This is a genomic window from bacterium (assembly GCA_035505375.1).
Classification (GTDB): domain Bacteria; phylum Hydrothermota; class Tepidihabitantia; order Tepidihabitantales; family Tepidihabitantaceae; genus UBA2258.
In genome coordinates this window covers 1-18,815 of sequence record DATJQV010000010.1, presented here as the reverse complement: position 1 = coordinate 18,815, position 18,815 = coordinate 1, and the positions used below count along the sequence as shown (strand labels likewise).

Genomic DNA, 18,815 nt, shown 5'->3' with positions numbered 1-18,815 from the left:
ACGATGAAGTTGAGGCCGGGTTGGACCGTCCGCTGGTACTTGCCCAGCCGCTCCACACAGGCGCGCTCATAAGGGCGAATCGTCTTGATGCCCAGAAGCGCCAACAGCAAAAGGAAAATCAGTATGACTATCAGCAGTGTTCCACTCATTCAGCAACTCCTTCTTTGGCTGACTCGACTATGAGGTGAGTCCCTTCGACCGCAACCACGCGGACCGGGCTACCCGCCTTTATCTCGTGCGTAGCGGTCGCCCGCAATTCCTCGCCGTGCAACTTCACCCGGCCGAACTCGGGCGGCTTGATGTCGGTCGTCACCCGCCCACTCACGCCGACCCACCGGTTCGCGCCGACCCGTTCCGGTTCAGGATGGGTTATCCTCCTCGCTATCCGCTGCGAGAAGACTACCATCAAGACAGACAGGACGACAAAGACGCTGAACTGGATGAACGGGTTGTGGACGAATATCGCCAGGATGCCGGTGACGACCCCGGCGATTCCGAACCAGATGACCACCATCGCCGGTATGAACATCTCAAGGGCAGCAAGGACCAAACCGGCGATTATCCATGCCGCCGGTGTTAGATGAAACACTGGGACCTCCCGGTTAGTTCAAGGCTGGAGCAGTACACTCACTATGATGGCAAGGACTCAGCCGATGTCAAGTCGGCTGGCCAAGCTAGGAAGACAATGGGAACTCGGCGATGACGGAGTAAGCAGGCCCGGCAGGCCCAAGCACGCTACGGAACAGCACGACGCGCTCGATACCGAAGGACTCGGATTCGAACTGCATGGCAACGGCCTTGCTTACATCATCAGGCATGCGCAGGCGCCCGATGGTCAGGTGCGGACTGAACGGCCGACTCTCGGGCTGATAGCCAATCGAACGCAACGCTTTGACTGCCCCAGCCTGCAAGGCGCAGACCTCAGCCTTGCCCTGCTCCGTCCCAATCCAGACGACCCGTGCGCGCGCCGGGCTCGGGAATGCTCCCAGTCCCTTCAATTGCATTGTGAACGCCTTGTGCTGCTGCGCGACCTCGCCGAGCCGAGCCTTTGCTGACTCAAGAAAATCCCCAGACACCTCCCCCAGGAATGCCAGTGTCAGGTGCATCAATTCGGGCCTGACCCAACGAACGGCAGCGCCCGGTTGACGCTGAAGTCTGCCCAGCAGGTCGCCGATTTGCCGCCTTGCCCCTTCGGAAATGCTGATCGCGACGAAAGACCGGATTGGCTCACTCAAACTCTTCCCTCCAGCACCTGACGACAGAGCTGCAACGCAGCAGCAGCTGATTGTTCCTTCACCGCCCGTCTGCCGCCCCGGAATCGGTAACGTTCGACGAGGACCCGCCTTCCGGTCCTCGCACAAATGTACACAAGCCCAACCGGCTTTGCCTTGGTGCCCCCGCCCGGGCCGGCAATACCCGAAACTGCGACTCCGACTTTCGCCTTGAGCCGCAGGCAGACTCCAGCAGCCATCTCCATGACTGTCTGCTCGCTCACCGCCCCCCATTTCGCCAGTGTCAGCTTCCTGACGCCGAGCATCCTGGTCTTCACAGCATCGGAGTAGGCAATCACGCCTCCAGCGAAGTAGCGGGAACTCCCGGTGACATCAGTAAGCCGGTCGCCGATCAGACCTCCGGTACAGGACTCGGCAACAGCGAGGCTCAGTCTTCTCCGAAGCAACAACCTGCCCAGGGCTCGCCCGACATCGGGAGTTACCGCAGTCGGTATCAGTGAAACCTCAAGATGGGCAGAAGGACGAGACCGAGACGCAGTACAATGTTGGCGCATATTCCGGCGAGCACGTCATCGACCATGATGCCCCAGCCACCGGGCAACCGCTGCGACTTGTCGATGAAGGGCAGCTTGACAATATCGAATAACCGCCAGAGCAGGAATCCCACGCCCAAGCCGAATACCGAGACGGGATTGAAGAAGAACGTGATCAGCGTGCCCACGACCTCGTCGATGGTGACCCGGCCCGGGTCTTTGCCCCAGACTCTTTCCAGGTCGGTGGCGATGGGGACGCCGACGAAGAAAATCGCGGCCATAACCAACGCGTGCCATAACGGTAGCCGTGCCAGATAGAAGGCCGGCAACAGCACGAAGAGGCTCGTTACTGTTGCCGGCGCAATCGGAAAGTAGCCGGTGAAAAGGACGCTGCCGACCAGCGCCTCAAGGAAGAAGCGCGTCCGCCCTAACGGCGGCGCTTGCTCGGGGACCAGTTCTCCCATTCCACCACGAGATTCGCCACCACGAATACCGAGGAGTATGTACCGGTAATCGTCCCGAGCGTCATCGCAAAGGCGAAGTCCTTGATGGTCGCAGAACCGAATATCAGCAGCGCCAGACTCACAAACAGCACCGTCAGCGACGTGATAATGGTCCGGCTCAGCGTCTTGTTGATGGCGTGGTTCGCCACATAGGAGAATGACTCCTTCCGCATCTTCCTCACGTCCTCACGGATCCGGTCCGACACGACAATGGAGTCATTGACTGAATAGCCGATCATCGTCAGCACTGCGGCAATGACAGTCATGTTCATCTCCCGCCCGAACAGCGCGATAGCGCCGACGACAATTAACGTATCGTGAATGAGCGACAGCACGGCCCCGGTCCCGAACCTGAAGTCGAACCGGAAGCTTACATAGATCATGATGCCGACCAGTCCGAGCAACACGGCCAGCAGCACCTTGCCGCGCAGTTCCGACGAAACCTGCGGTCCGACCGTGTCGTCGCTCAGGATCTCGAAGCTGTTGTTCGGAAACGACGCCTTGAGCTGGCGGGTCAATGCGGACGAGAACGATTGCCCGCCCGCGGATTCCTTGACCTTCGCGCGGATGAAGAAGTCACCGTGTTCGTCACGCTGGACCACGGCTTCACCCTCGCCCACTGCCGTCAGCGCCCCACGGACGGCCTCCGTGGAAATCGGCTGACTGAATCGCACGTGGAGGAGAGAACCGCCGGTGAAGTCAACTCCCCAGTTGAAGCCACGCACCGCGATGGCGACGATGGCGAGCAGCGCGAGGATGCCGGATGCTATGAAGAACCACCGGCGGACGCCGACGAAATTGACGTTGGTATCGTGTAGGATTTGCATGTTATATCCTCAGCTTCTTGACTTCAAAGCGCGCCAGGTACCAGTCCAGAACCCAGCGCGTCATGAACACGGCTGTGACGACGTTGATGATGAGACCGACTGTCAGGTTGATGGCGAAGCCGCGGATGTAGCCGCTGCCGATGAAGTACAGTGCGATGGCGGTGATGATGGTCGTCACGTGGGTGTCGATCACGGTCATGAACACGCGGTCATAGCCCGCGTCGACCGCAGCCATTACGGTCTTGCCCCAGCGCAGCTCCTCTCGGATCCGTTCGAATATCAGCACGTTGGTGTCGACCGCCATCCCGACCGTCAATGCGATGCCTGCGAGCCCGGGCAGCGACATCGTCGCCCGCAACCCGGCCAGGACGGCAAGCAGAAAGAGGATATCCATGAACATCGCCCAATCGGCCAGCAGACCACCCACCGAGTAGTACAAGAGCATAAAAACCACAACAACAATGGATCCGACCAGGCCGGCGAAGATGCCCCGCCGAATTGCGTCACTGCCCAGCGACGCCCCGACCGACCGCTCCTCCACTATGTTCACCGGCGCAGGCAACGCGCCCGAACGAAGCACGATCGCCAAGTCTCGTGAATTGTCCGGATTGACGTCGTTGGTTGTGATCATCGCGTTCCCGTCCGGGATTCGTGTCTGAATGGTCGGTGCCGACTTGACGATGTCATCGAGCACGATGGCCAGCCGGCGGCCGATGTTGCGGCCCGTGACCTGCGCGAATACCGCCGCATCCTTCCGCCCCAGCCTTAGACTGACGATCCAAGTGTTGGTCAGCCCGGGCTCCGAGCCGTTGTAGGGTGCGGGCCTCGCGTCCTTGATGGCTGAACCCAGCATCTCCGGTTCGGCCTTCAGCATATACAGCCGGCGTACGGCGCTGCCCTCAACCGCCTCGGAAGGCCCGAACCGGAATTCGTACCCCTGGGGCCAGTACGGCCTGCCCCGCTCCAGCAGCATCTTGAACTGGGGATACTCATTGTCATCCACACCAAAGTCGCTGCCGATTGTCCGTACAAGGCCAAGCAGCGTGCCGGCCTCGGCCTCCCCTGCCGCCTTCAAGCCAGTGTCCTTCCGGGTCGTGTCCAACAAAGCCTGAAGCCGAGAAGTATCAGATTTTACCTTCCTGGTGGTGTCGGGCCGGGCGGCGCCACCGGTGTCTGTACCGGGAGCGGCTTTCAACTTGTCGTCAATCGTCTTCAGGGCGTCGTACGTGGTCCGTTCGTCCTGCACAAGCTGAAACTTGAGTTGGGCCGTTTGGCCGATCAAGGTCTTGGCCCGCTCCTGGTCGACGCCCGGAAGCTGAACGAGAATCCGGTCGTTACCCGCTTTCTGGATGATCGGTTCCATGACACCGAACTGGTCCACGCGGTTCCGGATTACCTCGAGCGCGCGGTCGCCGGCGTCCTTGGCATCCTCGGCCGTCAGTTTCGACTTGTCCACCTGCAGCGTAAGGTACATGCCGCCGACGAGGTCGAGCCCGAGGTGCAGCGCGCGCTTGTGCACTGCCGTCTTCTGTTGCTGAAACTCAGCAATCTCCACCTTCACTCTCGCACTGTCATCTGCCGACAGCGCGCGGGCCAGCTTGTCATTCAGAGCTTTCTCCTGGCCCGGCATCATGAAATACAACCTGTAGGTCGGCACAAGCGACCATAGCGCCAAGGCCGCAGACACGATTATGACGCCGAACTTAATCCTAGCACCTTTCACAAGAGTAGACCTCCATGATCCGCTTCATCTCCGCTACGGCGTCTGTCAGTCCGACGAAAACCGCGCGGGCCACAATCGAAAATCCTATGCTGTACCCGGCCGCAATCTGCCCCCGGAGAATCGGCACTACATTCCGGTATCCGAGAGCGTGTCCGACATGGACGGCAACGCCGGCGTCTCTTGCCGCCTCGGCAGCGCGCGCCAGTTCGTCCACCAGCGCCGGCTTCCTCGACCAGTCCCGGCTGTAGCGATCGGTATTCAACTCGACCACGTTGGCTCCCAGCCTGGCCGCCGCCTCAACCTGTGCCGTGTCGGGTTCGATGAAAAGGCTGAGACGGACCCTGGCCTTCTTCAGGCGCTCCACGATCGGTTCCAATCGGTGCCTTTCCTTCAGCAGGTCGATGCCACTCGTGGTCGTAACTTCGCTCCTGACCTCCGGGACGAGCGTCACTTGATCGGGCCGAATCCGTGCCATCAGCCGCGCAAGCTCCACGGTCCCCGCCATCTCCACAGTCAGCTCGGTCTTCACCGTCGACCGCAGGAGTTGCACATCCCGGTCGGTGATGTGCCTGCGATCCTGTCTCAGATGAACGGTTATGCCGTCGGCCCCGCCCAGTTCCACGGCCGCTGCCGCCTGTACCGGGTCAGGAAATGACTCGAGCCGGGCCTGGCGCAACGTAGCGACGTGGTCGATGTTTACGGATAGGTTGGGCACAGCTGGGCATTCTAGGCCAGAAAGCTACAATTGTCAAGGAAACGGGACGCCGGGAGGAAGCCGGATGCTGCGGCCGCGACGAGTCCGTCGCTCGCACCAACTCCTAGTGCAATTGGATGGCTCATGAGAGGCGGCCTGCACCCGCCGAGTTCATCACATGTCCCCAGGAATCCTGCGCTTGAAATCTCTTAACTTCACTATTCTCAATTCACTACTCACCATTGCTCCACCAGTCTCTCCGCAGATTGCTCGGAGGGCTGTCAGTCAGGAAGCCGGCCCTACCAGTTGCCCCGCCTGGCCGACCCCAGCGGCCGGCTCTACCCAACATCAGATGAGGCAGCTTCTTGGGGCCCCACGGGGCCCGACAAGCGCTCGGCGCGCCTACGCCGGTCCGTGCGGCTCAATGTGTGGAACCATGAGTCTGCTCGTAGGAGGCCCTGATCTGGAGGTTGCCCGGTTCGAGCCGGTACGCGCGCTCAAAGAGCCCTGCGGCCGAATCGGCGATACCGGCTTGTTGATAGACCCGACCCAGGTTGTATATCACGCTGGCGTCGTTCGGTTTCAACTCCATCGCCTTGCGAAAGGCGCTGATCGAGCCCAGGCCGTCTCCCCGCCGGTAGCGAACAACCGCGAGGTTGTTCCACGCAAGCGAGTACGTTGGCCGCAGTTCTATCGTCTTCAGGTAAAGAGACTCGGCTTCTGCCAGCCTGCCCTTTGACTGCAGCAGCGCGCCGAGGTTGGAATATGCGAGCGCCATGCTCGAATCCAACGCAATCGCTGTCCTATACTCAGCGATTGCTCCGTCAACGTCTCCGCGATTGCGCAGTTCGAAGGCATAGTTGAAGTGCGAGCCCGGATAGCTGGGTGCCTCTTTGGTCATCTGTTGGAACAGGGTGTAGCCGTCTCTCCACACTCTGACTCGCTGAGGCTGGACGAACACCACCATCAGTGCGCAGTATCCGAATGTGGCGACGACCGCAATCACCTGCCCGTAGCGGTTGCCGCGTGTGAGCCTCCGGCCGCCAAGAAGCAATAGCAGCACGAGACCTAAGCCAGGTATGTACACCAGCCTGCCTGCCGGCCCAAAGCCGACGAGGCCGGCAAACGGCAGCAGCAAGGCCGCTCCCCACAACCAGGCAAGCCATGCATTGGCTGACCGGCGCACCGGTGGCAGCAGAAGTGGCAACGCAAGGTAGAGTGCACCAACTACTGCGAACAGAATGGCCCGGCCCGCACCAGCCTGGTTCCACAGAAAGACTCTCTGCCCGAACGGCGCGGCGGTGGCCAGCAGAAGGCGACCGAAGTTGCTCAAAGAGAGCAGAACGACCGCGCCCACGCTGGTGGTGCCCGGGACAGCGAGCACGCTGCCAAGGACCGCCCGCCGGGCGACAAGATACCCGCCAAGTAGAACCGCCAGCCCCGCCAAGGCGATCCAGTCCGACCTTCGCAGTCCTTTGGGCCGAGAGGACGTCAACACCCAGACTCCGGCCACGACCACAAACGCGGCGGCGGTCTCCTTGGACAGAACCCCGAAGATGAATCCTCCCCATACCAGGAGAATCGCCGGCCAGTCGCGTCGCTTCCGCAACCGGAGCAAGCCGAGCAGCGCGACCAGCAGCCCGATACAGGCCAACAGGTCGGTCCGCCCGCTCACGTACGCCACGCTGTCCGCCGCGAACGGATGCACGGCGCACAGCATTCCTGCCAGTAGTACCGACCAGAGCGAACCGAAGAGCTGCCAGACCACGACGACTGCGAGCGCGACCACGGCTGAATGCAGCAGCAAATTGACCAAGTGGAAGTACCATGCCCGGTGCCCAGCTACCAGCTTGTCGACGCCGACGCTGAAGTTCACCAGCGGCCGATAGTAAGGGTCCTTGCCGAGCACCCCGGCCCCACCGCCGTACCAGAACGAATGAGTAAATGCCTGGAGCGGTGACGACTGATTCTGTACGATGATATCGACATCATCCCAGACCAGCGGGTATCTCAGCGTGGGGACATAGACGAGCGCCGCGACCAACGCGCACAGCAGGATTACGAACGCTGGCCGCCTCATGCCAGGCCGGCTCCGCTGCCTCGCACCATCCACGGACATCGATGCCTGACTAGCCTACTTGCCGGAGTCGTTCGGAACTTTGAACGCCACGAGCTCGGCGGATCTCAGCACTTCGTACCGCTTGCCGCTCTTGTCCGTCCCAGCGTCGCGGTTCTCCCCTTTGACCACCCCGACATTCGGGGCCAGCCACTGCTTCATGCTCCAGTCCGTGCGCGTGCTCTTCACAGTAACGACGTAGCAGTCAGGGTAGACCCCGGCCTGGACCTTTGCCGTCTCCTGAGCCGTTACCTGCATGATCTCGCTCTGCCCCTTCGTGCCATACCACTTCAGCCCCCGGGCCAGCGGAAGGACGAGGTATAATCTCTCGACCGGCGGCTTGTCCGGGCTGGTCGGTATCAACTGGATGATGCCGTCACGGTCCTTCCGAAAGAACGAATAGAGCGGGCCACCGGTATCGCGCGGCGACTCGACGACCCAGCATTTGCCGAGGCCCGGTACGTCCTTCAGCCCTCTAACGATCTCGACGACTTTCACCTCGGTCGTCTCGGTCGTGTCCGTTCCCGCGACCCGCCGCGTGAACACCCGCATCGCCCGACGCTGACCTGCCTTCAAAGGAAAGTAGTCGGCAGGAACCTGCCGGTGGCACGCCAGGAGCAGCACGAGCCCGAATCCAATGACTGCCTGTCTTTTGGTCATCGCTTCTCAAGCCTAGACCGAACCATCCTGCTGTCAAGCACAGCGATGACGTCCCGCCGACAAGCTGATCGGCTGCACGCAACTAACGACAAACGACACTCCATCTGCATCTCCCAGTGTTCAGAATCCGGGATGGCCGCACTACATTGGACGCAGCCTTCGCCCCAGCGTTAATCGACAACGAAAGATGACTGCGTCCGGATGGCCGGCGCGGACTCCTGCTTCCGTGGAGACATCTCGCTCCGGAATCCACTCCGTGCGACCGGAGCCGACCGTGAGGCAACGACCCTTCAGGGCCAACATTGTGGAACGTGCGTCAAGTCACCTCGCCCATGACCCTGTGCGCTGCCCCGTCCGGGCTGGTATGAGGCTGACTCACCGCAACCGGACAGGGGGCTGACACCCGAGGTCCGGCTGCGCGCCAATTCTTGACAACGGGAGAAAGCAAGTTTATCATGAGTAGCAATGGCGGCGCGGCCGGAAGACCAGCAAATCGAGCACGACCTCGTAATCGAGGCGCTCATCGAGCAGTACAGCAACAGCGCCAAGTACAACCTCTTCGCAAACCCAGGAACTGAACAGAATGTCGCGGTCGGACACCAATACCCGGACGTCGTCGTAACCGAAAGAGGGTCTTCCAAGGTCCGGTACGTAATCGAGGTGGAAACGACGGACACCATCGGCGACCAGGAACTGAGCCACTGGCGCGCGCTTGCCGCGCTGGGCCCACCGCTGTATCTCATGAGTCCCTACGCGGCACTGGCGGATGCGGGGCGGCTCTGCTCAGAGGCCGGCCTCAAATGCCACCACGGATACTTCATCAGGGATGACAAGGGGCGCTTGAAGGTCATCCTGAAGAAAGCGACCGCACCGACCCCGAACGCCGGGCACCACTGACCTCGACGGCAGGGCGGCCTCGCTGCCGCCCCTCCTTTGCTTGACAATTCGCCATAACGGCTAGAATGTCAATACGTTGCCTAAGTTTTACCTGCAAACCTACGGCTGTCAGATGAACGTCTACGAGTCGGGCGTGGTCCGCCGGGTATTGACGGATGCCGGTTTTGCCGAAACCACGGACGAGCACGATGCGGACGTGCTGTTGATGATGACCTGCTCCGTGCGCAGCCACGCCGAGCAGCGCGCGCTCGGTCGGCTGGGGACGTTTCGGGCCCTTCGTTCCGAACGCCCCGGCCGCGTCGTCGGTGTACTCGGGTGCATGGCTCAGCGACTGGCCGAAACGCTTGTCACCGATAATAGCGCCGACATCGTTGTCGGCCCGGACGAGTACCTGCGTCTGCCCGAACTGATTGCCGGCGCTCGGACCGGCTCGCCGGGCATGGTCGCCACCCGCCAGACCGGCGAGTGCTATGATGCGGTCATGCCGGCAAGGGGTCCGGGGGGCAAGGATTCTGGGACTCAAGTGTCGGACATCGGCCCCCTGGATTCCTCGAATCCTGGAATCCTCTCCTTCGTCACGGTCATGCGCGGCTGCGACAATTACTGCACTTACTGTGTAGTGCCCTACGTGAAGGGCCGCGAGCGCTCGCGGCCGCTGGCCAGCGTGGTCGCTGAAGCCGAGCGCCATGCCGCAGCCGGCGCGAAGGACATTACGCTGCTGGGCCAGAACGTGCTGGCGTATCGCGACGGCAGTCGCCGCTTCCCTGACCTGCTCGACTCGGTCGCGACTGCCTTGCCCAACGTGCGCATCCGGTTCCTTACCTCGCACCCGCGTGACCTGGACCCGAGCCTGGTCGAGACCATGAGCCGCCTGCGCAATGTCTGCCCGAGCCTGCACCTGCCGGTGCAGTCCGGTTCGAATCCGGTCCTCGAACGGATGAACCGCGGCTATACCCGTGAGGAGTATCTGGCCAAAGTCGCGCTCTGCCACAGTCACCTGCCCGACCTGTGCCTGACAACCGACGTGCTGGTCGGATTCCCATCCGAAACTGAGAACGACTTCAGGGCCACGCTCGACCTGATTGAGCAGGTGCGGTTCGACTTCGCATACATGTTCCGCTTCTCGTTCCGGCCCGGAACCGGGGCGGAGAAAGTCGAGCCCAAGGTTTCGGAAGCGGACGCCGGCCGCCGCCTTTCGCGGCTCATCGAAGTGCAGAACCGCATCACCGCCGAGCGCAACCGCGAGATGCTGGGCAGGGAATTCGAGCTGCTGATTGAGGGCCCGAGCCCCCGCGACTCCGGCTGGCTCGGCCGCACGGTCACAAACAGGGCTGTCATCGTCAAGGGACGCTGCGCACCCGGCGACCTGGTCCGCTGCCGGGTCACGCGCATCGTCGGCTGGACTCCGGTTGCCGACGCTCCGGCCCGGGCAGCCGTGGTTAAGGTCGGATCTTGAGCGCAAACTGTAGAGCCGGAAACTCGGGGTTCGTCACGCGGACCAGGTTCTTCGTTCTTTCCTCAACAAGGAGGATTCCATGGTGATCTTTCGGGTCATTCTGATTCTGCTGGCGTTCGTTGTTGTACTCGTGCTCGCCATCACCAACGCCCAGACCATGACCAGCGCAGTTGTCTTTACCAAGACATACAACAACGTGCCGGTCGCATTCGTGATGCTCTACTCGTTCGCGTTCGGTGCGCTCTGCGTGGGTATCTTCACGCTGGTGTCGGAAATCCAGCTCCGGTCGCGTCTCTATCGACAGAAGAAGGCGCAGGATGCCCTGATGGAGGAACTTCAGGCCCTGCGTAACGCGCCGCTGGAAGGCGAGTACCCGCCCAAGTCCGCGCCCGAGCAACAGGGATCCGCGGACGGAGGTGCCTGATGAGTTGGCTTATTCTTGTCATTCTGGCGGTGCTCGTCGTGGCGCTGTTCCCCATCGTCCGTGACTTCCTGCGCAAGCGGCGCTCGACCGTTCCGGCCTATGTCGAAGGATTGCAAGCGGCACTGGACGGCCGGACGGCCGATGCTATTGCGCGATTCAAGGAAACGGTGGGGGCCAATTCTGAAAACGTCGACGCCTACGTCCGTCTCGGCGACCTGTTCATGCAGCAAGGCGAGACCGAGCGGGCCATCAAGGTCCACGAGAACCTTTCCCTGCGCCGCAATCTGGACAAGCGTGACGAAAAGAAAGTGCTGCAGGCGTTGGTCCGCGACTACATGAAGGCAGACCGCAAGGTGAAGGCAATCTCCCTGCTCGAGGAACTGGTGCACCTGGACAAGTCCGACGCGCAGAGCGCGGAGAAACTGGCCGAGCTCTACATCGAGACCGGCGCCTGGGACAAGTGTGAAGAACAGCTCAAGGAACTGGCCCGCAATTCGGCCAACCGTCAGCGTGCCGCACGGCTCTACGTCGAGTACGGCCGGGCCTATCCGAAGAACAATCCCGGGGCGGCGCTGGGCGCTTTCGAAACCGCGCTGAAGCTAGACCCGAGCTCAATCCCGGCCCGGCTGTACATGGGAGACCATCACTTCAGTCAGGGCGATACCAAAGCCGCGATCGACACGTGGAACGCCATCCTGGAACAGTCACCGGACCAGAACGCCCTGGTCCGGGACCGCCTGGAACGAGCCTACTTTGACGCGGGCAAGTTCGAAGACATCACGACGCTATACGAAAGGCTGCTGCGCAAGGTACCCGATGACGCCGGCCTGATGGTTGCCCTGGCCGAGATTTACCAGAAGAAGGAGGACCTGCCCTCGGCCATACGTTTGCTCGAACGGTTCGCCGGCCGGCAGAAGCGCGACGTATTCTCGCGAGTTGCCCTTGCCGCAATGTACCTCGACCGTGGCGATACCGACCGCGCACGCACTGTCCTGACCGAAGCCTTGTCCGGTCTCCAACCCGAGTCCACCGCGCGGCAATAGACAAAGGTTTAGGTTGAGGTTGAAAGCGAAATGACCAAAGACCAATTCCCAATTCCTAACGAGTGGCCGTGCTTCGTGCTCAGTCGGGAATTCGTTAGGCATTAGGAATTAGCAATTGAGAATTCCCGTCTGCCGCCTCCCTGGCCTCCGCCTGCGTCCGTCCCTCGATCTTAGCCTCAACTTATGCCTGAAAAGCTGACGCCGCTGCTCGCCCAGTATCGCAGGATAAAGGAACAGCACAAGGACACCCTGCTGCTCTTCCGCGTCGGCGACTTCTATGAGATGTTCTACGAGGACGCAAGCATCGGCGCCAAGGCCCTCAACCTGACGCTGACGTCGCGACCCCACGGCCCGGACAACGTAGTTCCGCTGGCCGGAGTCCCGGCCAAAGCACTCGACACCTACATCGGCCGGCTCGTAACCCAGGGATTCAAGGTCGCGGTTTGCGACCAGCTAGAACCGCCCGACGCACGCAAGCCCGTGGTCAGGCGAGAGGTGGTCGAAGTCATCACGCCCGGCACCCTGACCAACCCCAGCCTGCTCGAAGCCCGGCGCAACAACTTCCTGCTCGCGGTCTCCCCTGCCGCCGACCGCTGCGGCATCGCCTTCGCCGACGTCTCGACCGGCGAATTCTCGGTTGCCGAGATTCCCGCCGACTCACTGGTCGAGGAAATCCAGAAGATCGACCCGGCCGAGATCTTAGTGCCGCAGACCTGGGAACGGACAATTCAGAATTCAGAAACCAGAAACCAGAATTCAGAATGTCCGGGACCTCCGGATTCTGGACTCTGGACTCTGCGTTCTGAATTCACCCCCATTGACGACTACTACTTCACCCAGGACTACGCGTTCGACAAGCTCTCCACCCACTTCGGCGTCGCCAACCTCGACGGGTTCGGCATCGGCGCGATGACCGAAGGCATCTGTGCAGCCGGCGCCGTGCTCCACTACCTCGAAGAGACCCAGCGCGCCGCGCTAAGCCACATCCGCAAGATATCGCCGTACGAATCGCGCGACTGCCTGCTGATCGACCGCATCTCGCGCCGCAACCTGGAACTGGTCGAACGGGTCGGTTCGGAAGACCAGCGCCCGACCATTGAAGGTACGCTCCTCTCGGTACTGGACCGGACCCATTCTCCGGCTGGGACGAGGCTGCTCCGCCGCTGGGTGCTCGCACCTTTGCTCGACGTGGAAGCCATCCGCGCCCGGCATGATGCGGTCGAAGAACTCGCCCGCGCCGGGTCACCGATCGAGGATCTCGAATCGCTCCTGTCCAAACTCGGCGACCTCGAACGCATCAGCTCGCGCATCGCGCTCGAACGGGCCAATGCCCGGGACCTGGTCGCGCTCCGCAACTGGCTACTCCTCGCCCCCGAAATCAAGCTGGTCCTCGCCGGTTCCTCAATCTCCAATCTAGAATCTAAAATCCCAAATCTAAAATCTAGAATCCTCCATTCCATCGCTTCCGGCATCGAAGACTTCTCGGCCCTGACCGCGGACATCACTAACACGCTGGTGGATGATCCGCCGCTCGCCATCAGCGATGGAGGCATGATTCGACCCGGCGCGAACGCGGAGCTGGACGAGCTCCGCTCACTCGCCGCCGACACCAAGGGCTACATCGCTCGACTGCAGGAAACCGAGCGCGAGCGGTCCGGCATCCCGAACCTGCGCGTCCGCTTCAACTCGGTCTTCGGCTACTACATCGAAGTCACCAAGTCCTACCTCAACCAGGTCCCCAAGAACTACCTGCGAAAGCAGACCGTACTCAATGCCGAACGGTTCATAACGCCCGAGCTCAAAGACCACGAGGCCCGCGTGCTCCACGCCGAAGAGCGCATCAAGCAACTCGAACTGGAGCTGCTCACAGCCCTGCGCAAACGGGTTGGAGCCGAAGTCGGACGCATCCTCACACTCTCCGGGCTCCTGGCCCAACTCGACGCGCTCGCAAGCCTTGGGCGCGTCGCCCGCGAACCCGGCTACATTCGACCGGTGGTTGACGACTCGACCGTGCTCGAAATCGAAGCCGGTCGCCACCCGGTGGTCGAGCGCCTCCTCGCTCACCAATTCATCGCCAATGATGCGCGCCTCAGCGCAAAGAATGAAGGCGGAGGGATGAAGGATGAAGTCCGGAATCCTCCCTCTTCTTCTCCTGCTTCCCCCTTTCCCGCTTCATCCCTTCCCGATTCATCCTTTCCGCAGATTGTCATTCTGACCGGACCCAACATGGCCGGCAAGTCTACCTACCTCCGCCAGGTCGCGCTCATCGCCATCATGGCCCAGGTCGGCTCCTTCGTTCCCGCGACCAAGGCGCACATCGGCGTCATTGACAAAGTCTTCACTCGCATCGGCGCGTCCGACGACCTCTCGCGCGGGGTCTCGACCTTCCTCGCCGAGATGACCGAGACCGCCAACATCCTCAACAACGCCACCACTCGCAGCCTTGTCATCCTCGACGAAATCGGCCGCGGCACCGCCACCAGCGACGGCATCGCCATCGCCTGGGCCACGGTCGAGTACCTTCATGGCGGACAACAGACAATTCAGAATCCAGAAACCAGAAACGAGAAGTCAGAATGCCCGCAGCCTTCCGGAATTCTGGATTCTGGTCTCTGCATTCTGGATTCTGGATTATCCCCTGACCGCCCGAAAACTCTGGATTCTGGACTCTGGACTCTGAATTCTGGATTATCCGACGCCCGCCCTAAGACTCTATTTGCCACTCACTACCACGAACTGACCGATATCACCCAGCTCCTGCCCCGGTGCGCCAACTACAGCTTCACGGTCAGGGAACAGAACGGACAGGTGCTCTTCATGCGCAAGCTCAAAAAGGGCCCGGCCGACAAGAGCTACGGCATCGCGGTCGCCAAGCTCGCCGGCCTTCCGGCCGCGGTCATCGAGCGGGCCAAACAAGTCCTGGCTGACTTCGAGAAAGGCGAAGCCCTCTCCATCGGCCAACTCGCCCCGGACAGCGACATCGCCCTCGCCGCCGACAAGTCAGCTTCTAAGTCCATGATCCATGGTCCATCGTCAAAGGTCGAAAATCTCGAGTCCAAAGTCGCAGCGGAGCTTCGCTCCGCGGACCTCGAAAACCTCTCCCCGCTCCAGGCCTTCGACCTCCTCCTCCGCCTCAAGCAGCGCCTGGACCAAGCCAAGCCCGACTGACGACTGAAAGTAGGCGGGCTTTGCCTCCTCACGAGGAACTGTCCAGGCCAACTCAACCGGCAGCGAATTGCCGCCAGTCGTAGACTGAACAGCACTACCTGGGCGGACGGACGCGACCAAGCGGGTGCGGACCGAGAGTCGCACGCAGCTCCTCCCAGCGTGGTATCACGACCGCTGCCAGTCTGCGCACCAGTGCCGGGTCGCGGCCGACACGTACGTAGTGCTCATTGGTCGCCAGCGCTTCGATCTCTCTCCGGCATGCTTCCGATTCCGGCGCCTGGTGGTCTACAGCCGAGCAAAGTTGGCGCACGACGCTATACCACAACAGCAGCCGCTGGGAATCGAATCCGGCCAGCTCCGGCATCTTGCCGACTTCCTCCCAGAGTTGTGCAACCAAGGCCTCTCGCGCCTTGTCCCATGCCGCTCCGTCCTGCCTCCTGTCCGGCTTCGGCTGGAACCCACGCATGGGCTTATCCTCATCCGGCGCGAGCTGCGGTTCGACATCAAGCTGCCCCGCCATCTCTGCCTGCCGGAAGAACTCAATCAGCCCATCCCTGATAGCCTGCAAGTGCTCGAGGTCTACCGCCTCTTCACCGGCACGAAGCGTGGTTGCTCGCTCAAGCAGGGCCGCACGCCTGCCCGCGCGCCTGCCCCGGGACCGGTTCAGCGCGCTCCACACCCTTACTGCAATGCTCTGCAGGAACCGCTCGTTGTCCGGCCCGGGCAGCAGGTGCCTGGTCTCGATGATGCCCACCACCCAACGCCGCACGCGCTTCGCCCAGATTTGGGACAGAGCGAAGTTCCTTGCTCGTTTCACTCGCGCCTCTGGAACAGGCAAGGGTTCGCGCTTCTCCTCTGCCCTGCGCCTGATCCCGCGGTCAAACCGCTCCACGGCCCGGTCTATCTTCGCCGGCAGAAATTCCCGCACCTTGGCCAGCGCCTTGCTCGTCTCGACCTCAATCACTGTCTGCCTCGCCGTGTAGCGGTCGAGCACGTCCTGGATGTCGGCAAAGCTCGCCAGACACGCGCGCAGGTAGTCGGCGACAAGCCCGATGCCCGGGTTCGCCATCCTCCCGTTCTCCAGCCTCGACACAACCGTGTGATTGCCCTTGCGCTGGCTGCCCATGCCAACGGCGAGCATCTGCTGCGTCAGCCCGGCCCTCAACCGAAGCTCGCGCAGCCGCCTGCCCAGCTCGGGCCTGAACTTGAACCGGTCACCGGCTCTGCTTTTCATGGTGCTCCATTATACCCATGGTACAAATCAACAACAAGCGGATTCTCTCTCCTGTCACTGTAAGTTCCGCGCTCATCGCTCATTACTCATGACTCGCCGGCAATGACACCGTCGTAGGAGGGAGGCTCTCCCCAGATCTTTGCCGGGCTCTCTGCCAGAGCCTCTGCCAAGGCCTTCGGCACGCTCTTTGGCAAGGTCTCTCCCAAGCTCATTGGTCAAGCCCCTACCAAGGTCTTTGCCCCGGTCTCCGGCAAGGTCTCTGGCGAGGCCTCTGCCAAGGACTCCGGCAATGACTTTCCCCCGCTCTTTGGCAGAGACTCCGACAAGGTACCTCCCAAGCTCATTGGCACGTTCTCCGCCAAGGTCTCTGGCAAGGTCTCTCCCAAGGCCTTTGGCAGACTCTTCGACAATGCCTCTCCTAAGCTCTTTGCCCCGCTCTCTGCCAATGCCTTTGCCCAGTTCCAACACCCATCCCGCCGGTCGGCCGTCAGGCGTCCGCGACTTTCGGCTTGACAGCAGCCGATCACTACCTACGCTACCCGTCAAAGCTGGCCAATCCGCGTCCGGCCCTTGCGCGGGCTACGAACATGCAGAGGGAACCAGGGACAGGCACCCCATTTCGGGAAGCCTCGGGACACCTTGGCATCTTCCGCCCGACCCCCGAGGAATTTCAGATTGCAGATTGTCGATTGCACATTGGCCGACCCCGATGCGGATTGACATCATCACGCACGAGCAGTAACATGTCCGCAATGAGGGTCAATACGCTGCTGTGTCTTCTGTGCGCAGGCTTTGGGTTCGTCCACGCCACCGCGAGGCCGGACTTCGCGAGACTTGGGCCGCCGGCCAAGTACCCCGCCACTTACTTCCGTGACACGACGGTCGCGAGTCCGGTTGTGCGGCATCCTGACGAGGCGGGGAAGGTCTCTCGGACCTGGGTGAGCAGCCCTCAACAGCAGTTTCTGGCACAGATCCTTCCGGGGGCCAGGTTCTTTCGAGTGAGCGTCGGATCCCCCTCGCGGTATGAATACTGGGTGACCTTCGGAGACAGTCAGGCGTTTCCCATGGACAAGCTGAGACCTATCCTTGCCCACGAAGGGATCAGTTTCGACAGTTCCAGCGTGGACGCCGCGGCCAAGCTTGCCGTTCTGTTCGCGTACTGCGGACACAGGCCCGCCGCTAAGCCGGAATCAGCTCGGAATTCCAATCGGGCCGACACTCTTGAGCGGGGAGTCCTCGACAGCTTGGCGTTTCCGTCCGTAGACTTCCGCTCTTTTGACCCAAGGTATCTACATCACATGCAAGACGAGCCGGAGAACGATCCCGTCGTCGTGGACTGCGTGATAGACGGCCATGAGCGTCGACCAATTGTGGTCATGCATGGGTACTGGGACGGGGACTTGCAACCCATCCTGGTGTACAGCCCCGATGTGGAAATGTGGTTCGAAATGCTCCCTCTCCACGCCCATTGACACCGCCGTCCGCGAGTCCTAGAATCATCCTTGTGAGAGTGGTTGGACGCCCCGCGGCAGTTGTCACGACTGCTGTCTTGGCGGTACTATTCATGGGTTTCGTGCAGCGAGGCTGGGGGCACCTTCCTGTCTCAGAGCTCTCCGCCCTCGTTGGCCACTACCATAGTCGCGATGCGTTTCGACACTCCGCAACTTCCGCCCTCAAGCTGATATTCGAGATGGACGCGCAACGAAGGCGAGAGGAGTTGAGACGACTCGTCGCCCCGCCTGGGTATGTGACCTATTCCACACCCTCACGGGTCAACCTCTTTTGGTGGAAGTGGGACGGCCAAGAAGACACTTACCCCGTATTCGCTCGCGACATCCGTGACTTCGGCTGGGACCGCGCACTCGAACGTGTTCCCGGCGTGGTCATCCACTAGCACGCTTCAGAACCCAAGCCGGCTGACGGCCTCTGCTCCCAGACTTCAGTCCACTTCTCCCCGACTCCTCTCTCCTCGGTTGACACGCCCGCCCTGCAAAGTACTATTCGCCTGATGGTGAATTCCGAACCCAGCCCGACCTCGACAGGAACGGGACTGAGTACGCTGTCCCCGAAACCCACTAAGTTCTCTCTTCCTGTCCGTGTCCCTCTGTATTCATCAGCAGTCCGTAATATCTCACCCGCATTCGGCGGCCTTGATGTCTAGTGCACTGCGTCCTAAATATCTTGACTTATAGTGTGGGGTATTGTATGATGGGCCGTGAGCAGGACAGCGGCGGCTATCGGATTATCAGCGGAAGAGCAATTGGTGTTGGATGGTTGGTCGCGGGGCAGAAGTCTGCCCATGCGG

Annotated in this window: 18 protein-coding genes; 7 read left to right on the top strand and 11 right to left on the bottom strand. The window is 61.4% G+C overall.

Annotated elements, in window-relative coordinates:
* Positions 1-145 precede the first annotated feature (145 nt).
* From VMH22_01500 to VMH22_01460, 9 genes are all read right to left on the bottom strand, one after another.
* Positions 146-589: an NfeD family protein gene (locus tag VMH22_01500; GenBank protein ID HTW90371.1), complete on the bottom strand. Its 444-nt coding sequence runs from the start codon at positions 587-589 to the stop codon at positions 146-148.
* An 85-nt stretch (positions 590-674) separates the two neighbouring features.
* On the bottom strand, positions 675-1,235 hold the full coding sequence (thpR, locus tag VMH22_01495) for an RNA 2',3'-cyclic phosphodiesterase (GenBank protein HTW90370.1): 561 nt from the start codon (positions 1,233-1,235) through the stop codon (positions 675-677).
* Positions 1,232-1,690, bottom strand: coding sequence for a nicotinamide-nucleotide amidohydrolase family protein (locus tag VMH22_01490; protein ID HTW90369.1), 459 nt, complete (start codon positions 1,688-1,690; stop codon positions 1,232-1,234). The genes thpR and VMH22_01490 overlap by 4 nt, the downstream gene beginning before the upstream one ends.
* Before the next feature lie 35 nt (positions 1,691-1,725).
* Positions 1,726-2,229, bottom strand: a complete 504-nt coding sequence (locus VMH22_01485) for a phosphatidylglycerophosphatase A (protein ID HTW90368.1) — start codon at positions 2,227-2,229, stop codon at positions 1,726-1,728.
* Entirely contained in the window at positions 2,193-3,095 is a 903-nt protein-coding gene (secF, locus tag VMH22_01480; GenBank protein HTW90367.1) for a protein translocase subunit SecF, read from the bottom strand. Before secF ends, VMH22_01485 begins: the two co-directional genes overlap by 37 nt.
* A 1-nt stretch (position 3,096) precedes the next feature.
* On the bottom strand, positions 3,097-4,818 hold the full coding sequence (secD, locus tag VMH22_01475) for a protein translocase subunit SecD (GenBank protein HTW90366.1): 1,722 nt from the start codon (positions 4,816-4,818) through the stop codon (positions 3,097-3,099).
* Complete coding sequence (locus VMH22_01470; protein ID HTW90365.1) at positions 4,805-5,533, bottom strand: pyridoxine 5'-phosphate synthase; 729 nt, start codon at positions 5,531-5,533, stop codon at positions 4,805-4,807. Before VMH22_01470 ends, secD begins: the two co-directional genes overlap by 14 nt.
* Positions 5,534-5,933: 400 nt before the next feature.
* The gene (locus VMH22_01465; GenBank protein ID HTW90364.1) at positions 5,934-7,592 is read right to left on the bottom strand and encodes a tetratricopeptide repeat protein; all 1,659 of its coding nucleotides are present in this window, start codon (positions 7,590-7,592) and stop codon (positions 5,934-5,936) included.
* Positions 7,593-7,646: 54 nt separating this feature from the next.
* Entirely contained in the window at positions 7,647-8,288 is a 642-nt protein-coding gene (locus tag VMH22_01460) for a hypothetical protein (protein HTW90363.1), read from the bottom strand.
* Positions 8,289-8,753: 465 nt separating this feature from the next.
* Here VMH22_01460 and VMH22_01455 point away from each other — a divergent pair, with 465 nt between their 5' ends.
* From VMH22_01455 to mutS, 5 genes are all read left to right on the top strand, one after another.
* Positions 8,754-9,185, top strand: a complete 432-nt coding sequence (locus tag VMH22_01455; GenBank protein ID HTW90362.1) for a hypothetical protein — start codon at positions 8,754-8,756, stop codon at positions 9,183-9,185.
* Between the two features lie 76 nt (positions 9,186-9,261).
* Positions 9,262-10,641, top strand: a complete 1,380-nt coding sequence (gene miaB, locus VMH22_01450) for a tRNA (N6-isopentenyl adenosine(37)-C2)-methylthiotransferase MiaB (protein ID HTW90361.1) — start codon at positions 9,262-9,264, stop codon at positions 10,639-10,641.
* 79 nt (positions 10,642-10,720) lie between these two features.
* Positions 10,721-11,065 carry a LapA family protein gene (locus tag VMH22_01445; protein HTW90360.1) on the top strand — a complete coding sequence of 115 codons (345 nt, stop codon included), beginning with the start codon at positions 10,721-10,723 and terminating at the stop codon, positions 11,063-11,065.
* Positions 11,065-12,108 carry a tetratricopeptide repeat protein gene (locus VMH22_01440; GenBank protein ID HTW90359.1) on the top strand — a complete coding sequence of 348 codons (1,044 nt, stop codon included), beginning with the start codon at positions 11,065-11,067 and terminating at the stop codon, positions 12,106-12,108. Before VMH22_01445 ends, VMH22_01440 begins: the two co-directional genes overlap by 1 nt.
* Positions 12,109-12,291: 183 nt before the next feature.
* The gene (gene mutS / locus VMH22_01435) at positions 12,292-15,276 is read left to right on the top strand and encodes a DNA mismatch repair protein MutS (protein ID HTW90358.1); all 2,985 of its coding nucleotides are present in this window, start codon (positions 12,292-12,294) and stop codon (positions 15,274-15,276) included.
* Positions 15,277-15,370: 94 nt separating this feature from the next.
* On the opposite strand, the gene VMH22_01430 is transcribed toward mutS, so the two are convergent.
* Positions 15,371-16,510: a helix-turn-helix domain-containing protein gene (locus tag VMH22_01430; GenBank protein ID HTW90357.1), complete on the bottom strand. Its 1,140-nt coding sequence runs from the start codon at positions 16,508-16,510 to the stop codon at positions 15,371-15,373.
* Between the two features lie 72 nt (positions 16,511-16,582).
* Entirely contained in the window at positions 16,583-16,975 is a 393-nt protein-coding gene (locus VMH22_01425; GenBank protein HTW90356.1) for a hypothetical protein, read from the bottom strand.
* Between the two features lie 287 nt (positions 16,976-17,262).
* On the opposite strand from VMH22_01425, the gene VMH22_01420 reads away from it, so the two are divergent.
* Together VMH22_01420 and VMH22_01415 are read left to right on the top strand one after the other, a co-directional pair.
* Complete coding sequence (locus VMH22_01420) at positions 17,263-17,982, top strand: hypothetical protein (protein ID HTW90355.1); 720 nt, start codon at positions 17,263-17,265, stop codon at positions 17,980-17,982.
* Between the two features lie 245 nt (positions 17,983-18,227).
* Positions 18,228-18,404 carry a hypothetical protein gene (locus VMH22_01415; GenBank protein ID HTW90354.1) on the top strand — a complete coding sequence of 59 codons (177 nt, stop codon included), beginning with the start codon at positions 18,228-18,230 and terminating at the stop codon, positions 18,402-18,404.
* The last annotated feature ends 411 nt before the right edge of the window (positions 18,405-18,815 follow it).